The organism is Methanocella conradii HZ254, from assembly GCF_000251105.1.
GTDB lineage: Archaea > Halobacteriota > Methanocellia > Methanocellales > Methanocellaceae > Methanocella > Methanocella conradii.
Genome location: NC_017034.1, coordinates 2,340,490 through 2,353,132, shown reverse-complemented (window position 1 = coordinate 2,353,132; position 12,643 = coordinate 2,340,490). Strand labels below are relative to the sequence as shown.

Here is a 12,643-nt window from a genome sequence, read left to right as displayed (position 1 = left end):
AACTTATTTCTGGCTTATCTTAACCTCGCCATATGAGGCCCCTGGCGGTATGGTAACTTCTGCTATGTAGACCCCATCATCCGGGACGATAGCCATCGACTCGCCCGCCTGAGCGCCCTCCGCCAATGGCCTCGTATAGAAAGAAAGGCCTGAATTGACATTATAGATATAGACGTGCCCATCGCCCTGCGCCGTCCTCGAAAAGCTATAGCTTATCCACATGTCCCCTGCGTGCGCCTCGAAAGGAGACGAAATGCCAACTTCGCCCTCACCACATGACATAGTTATGGGCAGGGAGGCTGGCGAAATCGCGTCCGCCCTTTCAATCATGGCCTTCCAGCTTGAGTCAGAGGCAGCTATAAGAGTAAAGTTGCCCGGATACACCTTATCGCCGTCTACGATGAGCAGCTTCTTGCCGCTAACGGCGCCATTCGAGAGGTCCGCGCTCCCATTTCCGCTTGCATCCGTTAGCGAGAAGCTCAGGTATGTGCCCGAGCTCTCCCAGGTGACAATATAAACGCCCGAGTCGAGCCTGAAGCTCCCCGATGCTCCATCCCTGTAGCCACTGATGATTACCTTGCCGTCCAGTAATGATACGGCGGGGCGCTGAGCCGAAGGCGTTGGTAGGGGGGTCGGCGTCGCCTCCTCATCGACGATTGGGGCCACGGTTGCCGTAATCTTCTTTTCAGGGCCGGAGCACCCGCACAGCGCGGCCACGGCCAGGATGAGCAGGGCCGTGCTTAGGGCTCTAATGGTAAACGCCATATAGAGCGGTTAATAGGCAAATGAGAACTTAAAGCTTGTTATAAAAAAGAAGAGACGAGCCCCCAGGGGGCTCGCTAAGCTTAGCGTCGGATTACCTCTCTGCCGTCGGGCCTGTTGATGATGACCTCGAGCGGCATCTTGCCGGCCACGGTGTGGGTGGCGCAGGAGAAGCACGGGTCGTACGCCCTGATGACCATTTCCATCCTGTTGAGGATGCCCTCGGGCGGGGTGGCGCTATTGATGATCTTCTGGGCGGTATTCTTAAGGCCCACGTTAATCGCCTTGTTGTTGTGAGCCGTGGCGACGATGATGTTGGCCCTGGTGATGAAGCCCTTCTCATCAGTGTCGTAGTCGTGTATCAGGGTACCCCTCGGCGCCTCGATGACGCCTACGCCCGTCGCAGCCCTGGGCTTCACCGGGGCTCTCAGGTCCTTGCCCATTATGGCGGGGTCGGACAGCATCTCCACAGCACGCTCAGAGGCGTATAGCAGCTCGATAAGCCTGGCATAGTGGTACAGCAGGGTGTGCTGAGCCGGCCTGCCGAACGCCTTGCGGAACTCCTGAAGCTCGGCGTTAGCAAGCGGTGTGCTTATCTTGTCGCAGACGTTTATCCTCGAAAGCGGCGAGACGCGGTACATGCCGTTCTCCCAGCCCATCTCCTTCCAGTAAGGCGCCTTAAGGTAGGAGTGCGGATACACGTACTCGGCTATATACTGTAAGTAATCCTTCGGGTTGAACTCCTTGACAATGCTCCCATCCTTGCCGAGCAGCCTTAGAGTTCCGTCGTACAGCTCGAGGTTGCCATTCTTGACGAGGCCCAGGTGCATGGACTCGGCTGACCCTAATTGCTTGATAGCGTCTATGTACTGGTTGAAAATCGGCTTGGCAAGCGCCAGCGCGCTTTTCGAGTACTCCACGGCCTGTTTGGCCATCGGCAGGAGCCTGTCGACGTCTTCCTTGGTGAGGCCCTTGGTTATCCCGCCGGGCACGAAAGTGACCGGGGATATGGACCTGCCTCCCGTGGCCTCGACGATCTGCTGGCCTATCTTGCGGTGCTTCACGGCCTGCACGGCTAGCTCAGGGTTGGCGGCTATTATGCCAAACACGTTCCTCTGCTTCGGGTCGCTGTCAGGGCCGAACACGAAGTCCGGGGCGGCCAGGAAGTAGAAGTGCAGCGCGTGGCTGTGAATATACTGGCCGTACTGCATTAGCTCTCGGAGAAGCTTTGCGGTCGGGGCCGTCTCCACCCCAAAGTTGTCGTCGACCGCCTTGGCGGATGCCAGGTGGTGGGATACGGGGCAGATGCCGCAGATCTGGGTTACAGTCCTCGGGGCCTCCTCTATTGGCCTGCCCTGCAAGAACTTCTCAAAGCCCCGTATCTCCATGATGTTGAGCCTGGCATCGGTCGCCTTGCCGCTCTCATCAACGTCTATGGTGATCTGGGCGTGGCCTTCTATCCTTGATACTGGTGCTACTTTGATTTGCTTCATTAGAATCACCTCACTTTACCTTCTCCACTGCCCTCTTAGTCAGGAATGAGACTGGCAGCGTATACTTATAGAAGTTGCCGATGGGGTCGTAGATGTTCTCGACCATCTTATCAAGGTCCACCGTCGGATCCTCATCCAGGCCATAGCAGGAGGCGACTGCGCTGATCATGGCCGCGCCCTGCTCGGGCGAGTTCTCGCACGGGCCGAAGCATCCACGGCATGCGGCGCCCGCGCTCGGGCACCTCGCGCCGCAGCCACCCCTGGTGGCGGAGCCGCTACACAGGTATCCCTGCTCGAACAGGCACTTCTTCGGGTCTACCGTGCCCTCGAACGGCCTTAATACCTTCTTTATGTTCCTCTCGCTCTTCTCTCTCGGGCACTCGTCGCAGACCGACTTCTTGCTCAGCTCGTAGGGCGCGCCGCCGAGCAGCGACATGACGGCCGCGCCGATCATGGCAGGGTTCGGGCCGCAGCCAGGTATCATCACGTCGACCTTGACATAGTCGCCCACCGGCCTCAGGTCCGGCAAAATCGTCGGAAGGCCATCCATGTATGGCAGCTTCCCTATCTCATTCTTCGTGCTCTTCGTGGTTACGTACACCTCTTCCATCACGGAGTTAAGGTCGTACAGGTTGGCCAGTCCAGGGTTGCCGCCGAAGCAGGCGCAGCTGCCCAGCGCTATCAGAATATCGCAATTCTTCCTTATCTCCAGCAGCTCGTGCAGGTTATCGCTGTTCCTCACGCCTCCGCTTACGATGCCTACGGTCGCCTTGGGCGGGTGCTTGACGTCCATTAGCACGGGTATGTAGGCGAACTCGATCTTCTCGAGCACGGGCAGGAGCGCCTCGTGCAGGTCGAGCACCGAGATCTCACAGCCAGCGCATGCGGCCAGCCATGACTCGATTACCTTGACTTTTTCTCCCATTTCTTTCACTCCATTGACAAGACAGATCCTTTTGCTAAGCCCTTTTATGGGCTAGATCAAATCTCAGTTTAGCATGGCTCTTTTTCATAACGGGGGTATATAAAGGTTTAGTTATAGTTGATAAATTTTTTACCAGCCTGTATATTATATTAGATTGTCTCACTTTTACGAGGGAAGGCTTATAGAGCCATCCAAAAATAAATAACATAGCTTAAAACATATCTATAACATAAAAGCATAAATACATTTCTACCTTTAAATTAATAATATATTTGAATTATTTATCTGGCATATTAGGAAAAGTTTATAAAGTTATAGGCTTGAAACTATAATTAATTATAGTGGCCGGGCTGCAATGCCAGGCCCATATAGCGTTCATTATTTACCCCACATAAAAACGAGGAGATATCCAGGCGAAGAGGAAAAATATTTAAAAAGTAAACCCCAAGTTAAGATATTCGTGCCAAAAAAATAGGCAAACGTAGGTTCCTGTCTTGGTTACAGCAACCTTTAAATAGGTATGTAATCATACAAAAACCAACAAAAACCAAATGGCTGGTGCGTAAAGTGACGGCAATAGCGTTAGATATCCAGGGCAGAATCTGTACTGGTTGCAATAATTGCGTTGTCGCCTGCCCGGTCAATGCGTTGGAGTTGACGGTCGCCAACCCGGCGACGAAAAAGAAGACTTACAATGTCTTGAACGGTAAGGCGGTCGTGGTCAATGAGGATGTATGCAATGGTTGCGGCATTTGCTTAATGGTATGTCCTCAGCGTGCGATCACGCTTACAACGGAATGAACGTATAGGAGGAGAAGATACTTGTTTCCCAGTTATGCGAAAAAAATAGAGAACAACAAGCTGGACGTCGAGCAGAAACTGTTGTTGACTAAGTCAAACTTAACGGTTGACCTCGACAAGTGTACTGGTTGTGGAGTGTGCATCGACGCCTGTCCCGAAGAGGCCATTTCCCGCGGGCCTATCGGAGCGGTTGGAAGGGGTAAGGCGCAGGTCGCAAAGATCGACATAGACCCTAAGAAGTGCTCGTATTGTGGCGTGTGCAACATAATGTGCCCGTTCGACGCGGTAAAGCTGACCGTCGATGGGCAGCCAAAGCTGCCAATCATCGAGCAGCAGGGCTTCCCCCAGTTAGCGAAGGACGCCAAGATCGACCCCGAGAAGTGTACCCTTTGCGTGCTTTGTGAAGAGGTTTGCCCCAGGGACGCCATCAAGAGGGAGGTGGCGGACGTCGACCAGGGCCACAAGGCTGCTTCGACGAACACGAAGTACGTGCTCGACTTTAAGCTCGATGAGGATAAGTGCACGCTGTGTGGCATCTGCGCAGAGCTTTGTGACGCTTATAAGATAGACTATAAGGAGCCAACGCCCCTCACGGTTAAGAAGATCGGCAAGCTTACTTTTGACGAGAAGAAGTGCGACTATTGCCAGCTATGCATCTCGGCCTGTCCGGAGGAGGCAATCAAGCTGGAGCGGAAGGAGCTCGCCAAGCCGAAGCTGAGCGGCAAGGTGGACATCAACCTGGACGAGTGTATCACCTGTTCGTGGTGCCAGGTCATCTGCCCGCAGGAGGCGGCAAAGGTCAGCAAGGTATTCGAGGGCGAGTACGAGCTGGTGACGGATAAGTGCCCGGCAGGATGCTCGACATGCGTCGAGGTGTGCCCGGCGAACGCGCTTTACATCCCGCCAGTTGAGGAGGCGGGCCAGAAGCCTGGAAAGCTCATGTACAATAAGGACTTCTGCATGTTCTGCGGCGCATGCATTAACGCCTGTCCGGCTGACGGCACCATAAAGATGAAGAGGACCAAGATTAACTGGAAGGGCGAGGAGACCAATCTTTCCAAGAAGATCGCTGATAAGCTGATGGCAGAGAAGACTCCCAAGATTCAGGGGGCGTAAAAAATGGCATTGGAATCACAGGTTTTAAACTTGAACAAGGGCCTCGTGAACTTTACCCATGAGGTCGAGAAGGCTGGCGGGGAGAACATCTCCGTGTGCTACCAGTGCGGCACCTGTACGGGTGGCTGCCCAATGGGCAGGAGGAACGCCCTAAGAACCAGAAAGATAATGAGGATGACGGCGCTCGGGCTAAAGGATGAGCTGCTGAAGAGCGACGAGATATGGTACTGCTCGACGTGCTATACCTGCACTGACAGGTGCCCGAGACACGTGAAGCCGACGGACGTCATCATCGCGTTGAGGAACATGGCCACCAGGCAGCACATCGTGCCGAAGAACTTCCTAGCGACCGCGGGCTTCATCTACCAGACCGGCCACGGCGTGCCCAACAACGACGCAAACAGGGCTCTACGCAAGAAGCTTGGCCTGACGGCGGAGCCGCCCACGACTCACATGTACCCCGAGTACATACCTGGCGTACAGAAGATACTGGAGGCGACAGGTTTGATGGCCATTAAGGCCGCTGTGGAAGGTGGTAAGAAATGAGCGAAACTAAATTCAAGTCTTCATTATTCCTGGGATGCATAGCCCCGAATAGGTACCCGGGCATCGAGGCATCGACCATCAAGACGGCGAAAAACCTCGGCCTGGAGCTGGTGGACCTCAAAGGCGCGGGATGCTGCCCCGCTCCCGGCGCGTTCGGGTCCATGGACATACTCACATGGGAAGCTTTGGCCGCAAGGAACATCTGCCTGTCAGAGCAGATGGGCCTGGACTGTAGCGTTTTGTGCAACGGCTGCTATAAGTCTCTCTACGACGTGAACGAGAGGCTTAAGGAGAATCCTGCTGAAAAGGCCAAGGTCAACGACCTCTTAAAGCTGGCCGACATGCAGTTCAAGGGCTCTATTGAGATCAGGCACGTTGCAGAACAGCTATACACTGACGTAGGCCTGAAAAAGATAAGGGACAGCGTGGTACAGCCGCTCAACGGGATTAAGGTGGGCATCCACTACGGCTGCCACTTGCTCAAGCCTGGAAGGGACAGGAAATTTGGCAGTGCGGCGTTCTCGACCGAAGTCCCGACGTTCCTGGACGAGATGGTAGAGGTGCTGGGCGCCAGGAGCGTAAACTACAAGGACAAGATGATGTGCTGTGGAGCAGGCGGAGGAGTGCGAGGCTATAAGATAGACTTTGCGCTGGACATGACCAACGAGAAGCTCAAGAACATGTCTCAGGTCGGAGTGGATTGCGTGGTGGACGTTTGTCCGTTCTGTCACCTCCAGTTCGATAGGGGACAGCTCGAGATCAAGGAGAAGTTCGGCGACAGCTACGACATCCCGGTGCTCCATTACGGGCAATTGCTGGGCCTCGCCCAGGGCATGAGCCCGGACGAGCTGGGACTGGAGGCGCACGTGATAAAAGTAGACTCGTTGCTGGATAAGATTGTGTGAGGGATGAGAAATGGCTGAGAAGAAACCTAACAGAGTTGGAGTGTTCATCTGTCACTGCGGTACTAACATAGCGGGCGTCATTCCAATCGAAAAAATGGTCGAGTACGCTAAGACGCTTCCTAATGTGGTGCACGCTGAGAATTATACGTATATGTGCTCCACGCCCGGTCAGGCGAAGATCAGGGATGCCATCAAGGAGCATAACCTTGAGGCAGTAGTGGTGGCTGCTTGCTCGCCCCGCCTGCACGAGCCGACCTTCAGGAAGACCTGTGCAGCTGGCGGGTTGAATCCTTTCATATTCGAGATGGCGAACATTCGTGAGCAATCCTCCTGGATCCACATGAAGGAGCCGGAGAGGGCGACGGAGAAGGCGAAGGACATCATAAGGATGTCCGTGGCGAGGGCATCGCTGCTCGAGCCGCTCGATACGAAGTACATACCGGTCGAGAAGGCGGTAATGGTAATCGGCGGCGGCGTCGCGGGTATCCAGGCCGCGCTGGAGACTGCGGACTCCGGGATTACCACATACCTGGTCGAGAAAGAGCCGAGCATAGGCGGCAACATGTCCAGGCTGGACAAGACGTTCCCGACCCTGGACTGCTCGCAGTGTATCCTGACCCCGAAGATGGTGGACGTCGAAAGGCACCCCAACATTAAGCTGTTAACCTACTCTGAAGTCGAAAAGGTGGACGGCTACATCGGGAATTTCACCGTCACTGTGAGGCGGAAGGCCCGTGGCGTCAAGGAAGCCGATTGTAACGGCTGTGGTGACTGCGCGGCAGTTTGCCCGGTCACCAAGGGTAACGAGTTCGACCTCGGCCTGGGCCCGAGGAAGGCCATATACGTGCCCTTCCCGCAGGCAGTCCCGCTCAAGTACACCGTTGACTTTAACAGCTGTATAAAGTGTGAGCTTTGCGTGAAGAAGTGTGGTGACAAGAACGCCATAGACCTGAACATGAAGGACGAGCTCGTCGAGATCAAGGTGGGCACGATTATCGTCGCCACCGGCTTTGACCTGTACGAGATTCAGAAGAAGGAGGAGTGGGGCTACGGCGTCTACGATAACGTCATCACTGGCTTGCAGTTCGAGAGGCTCATAAACGCTTCAGGCCCGACTGGTGGCAAGCTTATCCGGCCGTCTGACGGCCAGAAGCCGCACAGCGTCGCGTTCGTTTTGTGCGCCGGCTCGAGGGACCAGGACGCCAACCCATACTGCTCGAGAGTCTGCTGCATGTACTCGCTCAAGCACGCCCACCAGATCATGGAGAAGATGCCGGGCACCGTGCCCTACATATTCTACATGGATATCAGGGCTTTTGGCAAGGCTTATGAGGAGTTCTACTACAGGATTCAGGATGAAGGCGCCAAGTTCATCAGGGGCAGGGTCTCTTACATAGAGGAGAACCCTGTTAATAAGAACTTGATCGTGCACGCTGAGGACACGTTGTTGGGCACGCCTGTAGCGCTTGAGGCCGATATGGTGGTGCTAGCTTCAGCTATAGTCCCGAAGGCTGAGACCGAGCTTCTAAGGAACAAGCTCACCATATCCAGAAGCCCGGACAAGTTCTTGCTGGAAGCGCATCCGAAGCTGAACCCGTTCTCCACGAGCACGGATGGCATATACCTGGCGGGCTGCTGCCAGGGCCCGAAGGACATTCCAGACACGGTTGCCCAGGCTGCAGGCGCGGCTGCGGCAGCGCAGGTTCCGATCAACCAGGGCAAGGTGGCCCTTGAGCCCATCGCGGCAAAGGTCAATGAAGACCTCTGCTCGGGCTGCGGCGTATGCGGAAGCCTGTGCCCGTACAAGGCCATCACGCTCAACGTGATAAGTGAGGGCCACAGAAGGGCTAGCGTGAACGATGCCATGTGTAAGGGCTGCGGCACCTGTGGCGCAGCATGCCCTGCAAAAGCGATAACTATGCAGCACTTCAAGAATGACCAGATAAGGGCGCAGATTGCAGCATTGTTCACCCCTGCTGGAGGTGCGTAAAAATGGCAGACGAGTTCGAACCCAAGATACTCGGTATCCTGTGCAACTGGTGTACCTACGCGGGCGCAGACCTTGCAGGGACATCTAGAATACAGTACCCGCCCAACGTCCGCGTCATCCGCGTGATGTGTACGGGCCGCATCGACCCTGCGTTCATCCTCGAGGCGTTCAGCCTCGGAGCCGACGCCGTGCTCGTGTCTGGCTGCCACATCGGCGACTGTCACTATATAGCGGGCAACTACAAGGCGAGGCGCAGGATCGCTTTAACCAGGAAAGTCTTAGAGCAGTATGGCATTGACCCGAGAAGGCTCAAGATGACGTTCGTCTCGGCATCCGAAGGTGCCCTGTGGGCGGAGGTCGTCAAGGACATGGTCAATACCATCAAGAAGCTGGGCCCGAGTCCCGTCCAGAAGAAGGTCAAGGTGGCGGCCGAAGCTGGCCATGCAGCCGCCGCGGACGAGGACCTGGCCGAGATCGCAAAGGCAAGCGCTGGTAAGAAGCTGGAAGCCGCACCGGTCCAGAAGAAGTGACCGGGGCTTCCTCAGGAGACCCGAAAATGACTGCTATCGAAGTGAACCTGATATCAGGCAGGACATTCATGCAGGGTGTCGCCATCGAGGGACACAAGCATGATGAAGAGTATGTAAAGGCCTGCGGGATATGCGAGATGGACGTGGCTGATTTAAAAAAGCTCAAGGTATTCCCGGGCCAGACCGTGAGGGTCAAGTCAGCCTACGGAGAGGTAGTCGTTAGGGCGGTCAAAACAACCCAGGGTCCACACCCTGGGCTGGTCTTTATTCCCATGGGGCCCTGGGCAAACCAGGTTACGAGCCCGAACACGTATTCCACGGGCATGCCCCACTTCAAAGGAGTAAAGGTGACGATTGAGCCAGCGCCTAACGAGAAAGTTCTGAACGGCATCGAGCTGCTTCAGAAGACCACATTACTAAAGGAGAAGGCATAATGATAGAGATTCAAAAGACAGAAACCGCTACGAAGCCAGAAGGCCTAAGAGTGGTAACGGATGTGGTCTGCCCGTTCTGTGGAACCCTTTGCGACGACATAAAGGTCGTGCTCGACGGCAACAGGATTGTCGACACGATGAACGCTTGTATAATAGGCAACGAGAAGTTCAAGTCGGCGCAGGCCGGCCACAGGATAATGCAGCCTCTCGAGAGGGAGGATGGCACCACTGAGTTCACCCCTGTGAGCTATGATTATGCCATAGAGAAGGCAGCTCAGATCCTGGCTAGCGCGAAGAGGCCGCTATACTATGGCTGGTCTTCAACGTCGTGCGAGGCGCAGGAGATAGGCAACGAGCTTGCCGAGGTCACTGGCGGCGTAACGGATAACACGGCTTCGGTCTGCCATGGCCCAAGCATTTTAGCCATCCAGACCGTGGGCGCGCCTATGTGTACGCTGGGGGAGGTCAAGAACAGGGCAGACCTCATAATATACTGGGGCTGCAATCCCATTCATGCCCACCCGAGGCACATGAGCCGCTACACGATTTACCCGAGAGGCTTCTTCACAGAGAGGGGCTTTGATGACCGCACGCTAGTGGTAGTGGACCCCAGGCCGACGGACACCGCCAAGCAGGCAGACATCTACATACAGGTAGAGCAGGGCAAGGACTACGAATTACTAGACGCCTTAAGGACGGTAACTAGGGGCGAGGACATCCCCGACGTGGTTGCAGGCGTAAAGAAGGAGCAGATCAAGGAGCTCGCCGAGGTGGCGAAATCCAAGAAGTTCGGCCTGCTCTTCTTCGGAATGGGGGTAACCCAGACGACGGGCAAGCACCGCAACATCGACATGGCCATCAGCTGGACGCAGGACATGAACAAGTATACGAAGTTCAACCTCATACCCATGCGAGGCCACTACAACGTTACTGGAAGCGGCCAGGTCATGTCCTGGCAGTCGGGCTTCCCGTTCGCCATGGACTTCTCCAGGGGCTACCCGCGGTATAACCCGGGAGAGACCGCCGCGAACGACATACTGCTGAGGCATGAATGCGACGCTGCCCTCATCATCGCGTCAGACCCGGGCGCACACTTCCCGGTGGAGGCGATGAAGTACTACGCCCAGATACCGACGATAGCGATTGACCCGCACTATACTCCCACGACTGGCATATCCAAGCTCGTCATACCGTCAAGCATAATCGGCGTAGAGGAGGAGGGCACTGCCTATCGCATGGACAACGTGCCAATCCGCTGCAGGAAGGTCGTAGACGCTCCTAAGGGCATCCTCTCAGACGAGGAGATCCTACGAAGGATTTTGAATAGAGTAAAGGAGCTGAAGGGCATCCCCGCTGGACAGGGGCATCACTGAGGTGGAACCATGGCCAAGAAAGCTACAACTGCAACAAATGAAATCCTGATAAAGAACGGGTTCGTTTACGACCCGGCGAGCGGCATAAATGGTGACGTCAAGGATATCGCTGTCCAGAACGGCAAGATAGTGGAGCCTTCCAGGCTTACCACCGGCGCTAAAGTCATAGATGCCAGGGGTAAGACCGTCATGGCTGGCGGAGTCGATATCCACTCGCACGTCGCAGGCCCAAAGGTCAACGTCGGAAGGCTATACAGGCCCGAGGACAAGCTTCACGATGACCGGATCATGGCCAGCACGAAGCTCGTGAGGGCGGGCGGAGGCTTCTCAGTGCCCTCGACGTTCACCACGGGCTACAGGTATGCCATGATGGGCTACACGATGGTCAACGAGGCGGCCATGCCGCCGCTGCTGGCCAGGCACACCCATGAGGAGATAAGGGACACCCCCATCATAGACGAGTCAGCCTACACGCTACTGGGCAACAACTGGCTCGTCATGGAGTACATCAAGAGGGGCGAGTGGGATAAGCTGGACGCCTTCGTCGCCTGGATGCTCAAGGCCACCAAGGGCTTTGTGGTGAAGCTGGTCAACCCTGGAGGAACTGAGGCGTGGGGCTGGGGCAAGAACTGCGTCACGATTGACGACCCCGTCCCGTACTTCGACGTGACCCCGAGGGACATCATAAAGGGCCTTGCAGGGGCCAACGAGCGCCTGGGCCTGCCGCACTCCATACACCTTCACGGCAACAACCTGGGCCATCCGGGCAACTACACGACGACCCTGAAGACGCTGGCGTTGACCGAGAACATGCCGATAAACAAGAAGTCTGGAAGGACCCAGAACATGCACTTCACGCACGCCCAGTTCAACTGTTACGGTGGTACTTCCTGGAAGGACTTCGAGTCTAAGGCTGACGCCATCGCGGACTACGTGAACTCCCACGACCACCTTACCGTAGACGCTGGCTTCGTGACCCTTGACGAGACCACCACCATGACGGCGGATGGCCCGATGGAGTTCAGCCTGCACTCGCTCAACCACCTGAAGTGGGCAAACGAGGACGTGGAGCTCGAGACAGGCTCGGGAGTCGTTCCATACATCTACGACCCCAAGCTGCACGTCTGCGGCATACAGTGGGCGATAGGGCTGGAGCTTGCCCTGCTTATTAAAGACCCCATGAAGTGCTTCATGACCACCGACCATCCGAACGCCGGGCCGTTCACCCGCTATCCAACGGTCATGAGCTGGCTCATGAGCAAGAAGGCGAGGGACGCAAAGCTGGCGACCCTCCACAAGTGGGTGCCCGAGAGAACCAAGATAGGGTCTATCGACCGAGAGATGACGCTCTACGAAATCGCCCAGATGACCAGGGCAGGGCCGGCAAAGGCTCTCGGCCTGGGCAAGAAGAAGGGCAGCCTGGCCATAGGCGCAGATGCGGACATCGCAATATACAACTACAACCCGAAGACGACGGATGCCACGCAGAAGCCCGAGGCGGTCGTCAAGGCGTTCGAGAGGGCGGCCTACACGATAAAGGGCGGCGAGATAGTCATCAAGGACGGCGAAGTGGTCTCCAACGGCACCACCAAGAGCACTGTCTGGACTAATGCGGTGGATGGCATCGAAAACAAGGAAGTCACCAACGACATCGTGGACAAGTTCCTGAAGTACTACTCGGTCACGCTGAACAACTACCCGGTGCAGGACGCATACCTCGTTAACCCGACTGTCATAAAAGCCGGGCCGCTGGCGGGAGGTAACTAAG

The 12,643-nt window shown here is 55.9% G+C and carries 12 protein-coding genes; 9 read left to right on the top strand and 3 right to left on the bottom strand.

Annotated elements, in window-relative coordinates; translation table 11 throughout:
- Window positions 1-3: 3 nt before the first annotated feature.
- The 3 genes from MTC_RS12365 to MTC_RS12355 all read right to left on the bottom strand — a co-directional run bounded on the left by MTC_RS12365 (window position 4) and on the right by MTC_RS12355 (window position 3,180).
- Window positions 4-765, bottom strand: coding sequence for a hypothetical protein (locus tag MTC_RS12365; protein WP_014407036.1), 762 nt, complete (start codon window positions 763-765; stop codon window positions 4-6).
- A gap of 80 nt (window positions 766-845) precedes the next feature.
- Window positions 846-2,255: a Ni/Fe hydrogenase subunit alpha gene (locus MTC_RS12360; protein WP_014407035.1), complete on the bottom strand. Its 1,410-nt coding sequence runs from the start codon at window positions 2,253-2,255 to the stop codon at window positions 846-848.
- 10 nt (window positions 2,256-2,265) lie between these two features.
- Window positions 2,266-3,180, bottom strand: coding sequence for an NADH-quinone oxidoreductase subunit B family protein (locus tag MTC_RS12355; RefSeq protein ID WP_014407034.1), 915 nt, complete (start codon window positions 3,178-3,180; stop codon window positions 2,266-2,268).
- Between the two features lie 558 nt (window positions 3,181-3,738).
- On the opposite strand from MTC_RS12355, the gene MTC_RS12955 reads away from it, so the two are divergent.
- From MTC_RS12955 to fwdA, 9 genes are read left to right on the top strand one after another with little or no spacing between them, the layout of a single operon-like run.
- Window positions 3,739-3,981, top strand: coding sequence for a 4Fe-4S binding protein (locus MTC_RS12955; protein WP_014407033.1), 243 nt, complete (start codon window positions 3,739-3,741; stop codon window positions 3,979-3,981).
- Between the two features lie 21 nt (window positions 3,982-4,002).
- Window positions 4,003-5,097, top strand: a complete 1,095-nt coding sequence (locus MTC_RS12350; protein WP_014407032.1) for a 4Fe-4S binding protein — start codon at window positions 4,003-4,005, stop codon at window positions 5,095-5,097.
- A gap of 3 nt (window positions 5,098-5,100) precedes the next feature.
- Complete coding sequence (gene hdrC / locus MTC_RS12345) at window positions 5,101-5,643, top strand: CoB--CoM heterodisulfide reductase subunit C (RefSeq protein ID WP_014407031.1); 543 nt, start codon at window positions 5,101-5,103, stop codon at window positions 5,641-5,643.
- Window positions 5,640-6,548, top strand: coding sequence for a CoB--CoM heterodisulfide reductase subunit B (gene hdrB / locus MTC_RS12340; protein WP_014407030.1), 909 nt, complete (start codon window positions 5,640-5,642; stop codon window positions 6,546-6,548). The genes hdrC and hdrB overlap by 4 nt, the downstream gene beginning before the upstream one ends.
- Before the next feature lie 10 nt (window positions 6,549-6,558).
- Window positions 6,559-8,538: a CoB--CoM heterodisulfide reductase iron-sulfur subunit A family protein gene (locus tag MTC_RS12335; protein ID WP_014407029.1), complete on the top strand. Its 1,980-nt coding sequence runs from the start codon at window positions 6,559-6,561 to the stop codon at window positions 8,536-8,538.
- Window positions 8,539-8,540: 2 nt separating this feature from the next.
- A complete protein-coding gene (locus tag MTC_RS12330; RefSeq protein WP_014407028.1) occupies window positions 8,541-9,068 on the top strand; it encodes a hydrogenase iron-sulfur subunit in 528 nt (175 codons plus the stop codon).
- Between the two features lie 26 nt (window positions 9,069-9,094).
- Window positions 9,095-9,502: a molybdopterin dinucleotide binding domain-containing protein gene (locus MTC_RS12325; RefSeq protein WP_014407027.1), complete on the top strand. Its 408-nt coding sequence runs from the start codon at window positions 9,095-9,097 to the stop codon at window positions 9,500-9,502.
- Window positions 9,502-10,875 carry a formylmethanofuran dehydrogenase subunit B gene (locus MTC_RS12320; RefSeq protein WP_014407026.1) on the top strand — a complete coding sequence of 458 codons (1,374 nt, stop codon included), beginning with the start codon at window positions 9,502-9,504 and terminating at the stop codon, window positions 10,873-10,875. Before MTC_RS12325 ends, MTC_RS12320 begins: the two co-directional genes overlap by 1 nt.
- Window positions 10,876-10,884: 9 nt before the next feature.
- Window positions 10,885-12,642: a tungsten-dependent formylmethanofuran dehydrogenase subunit FwdA gene (gene fwdA / locus MTC_RS12315; protein ID WP_014407025.1), complete on the top strand. Its 1,758-nt coding sequence runs from the start codon at window positions 10,885-10,887 to the stop codon at window positions 12,640-12,642.
- The last annotated feature ends 1 nt before the right edge of the window (window position 12,643 follow it).

Excerpts from the sequence above, each read along its gene's own strand:
- MTC_RS12325 (WP_014407027.1), top strand. The coding sequence starts at position 9,095 with ATGACTGCTATCGAAGTGAACCTGATATCAGGCAGGACATTCATGCAG.
- hdrB (WP_014407030.1), top strand. The coding sequence starts at position 5,640 with ATGAGCGAAACTAAATTCAAGTCTTCATTATTCCTGGGATGCATAGCC.
- MTC_RS12320 (WP_014407026.1), top strand. The coding sequence starts at position 9,502 with ATGATAGAGATTCAAAAGACAGAAACCGCTACGAAGCCAGAAGGCCTA.
- fwdA (WP_014407025.1), top strand. The coding sequence starts at position 10,885 with ATGGCCAAGAAAGCTACAACTGCAACAAATGAAATCCTGATAAAGAAC.
- MTC_RS12360 (WP_014407035.1), bottom strand. The coding sequence starts at position 2,255 with ATGAAGCAAATCAAAGTAGCACCAGTATCAAGGATAGAAGGCCACGCC.
- MTC_RS12330 (WP_014407028.1), top strand. The coding sequence starts at position 8,541 with ATGGCAGACGAGTTCGAACCCAAGATACTCGGTATCCTGTGCAACTGG.
- MTC_RS12355 (WP_014407034.1), bottom strand. The coding sequence starts at position 3,180 with ATGGGAGAAAAAGTCAAGGTAATCGAGTCATGGCTGGCCGCATGCGCT.
- MTC_RS12335 (WP_014407029.1), top strand. The coding sequence starts at position 6,559 with ATGGCTGAGAAGAAACCTAACAGAGTTGGAGTGTTCATCTGTCACTGC.
- MTC_RS12365 (WP_014407036.1), bottom strand. The coding sequence starts at position 765 with ATGGCGTTTACCATTAGAGCCCTAAGCACGGCCCTGCTCATCCTGGCC.
- hdrC (WP_014407031.1), top strand. The coding sequence starts at position 5,101 with ATGGCATTGGAATCACAGGTTTTAAACTTGAACAAGGGCCTCGTGAAC.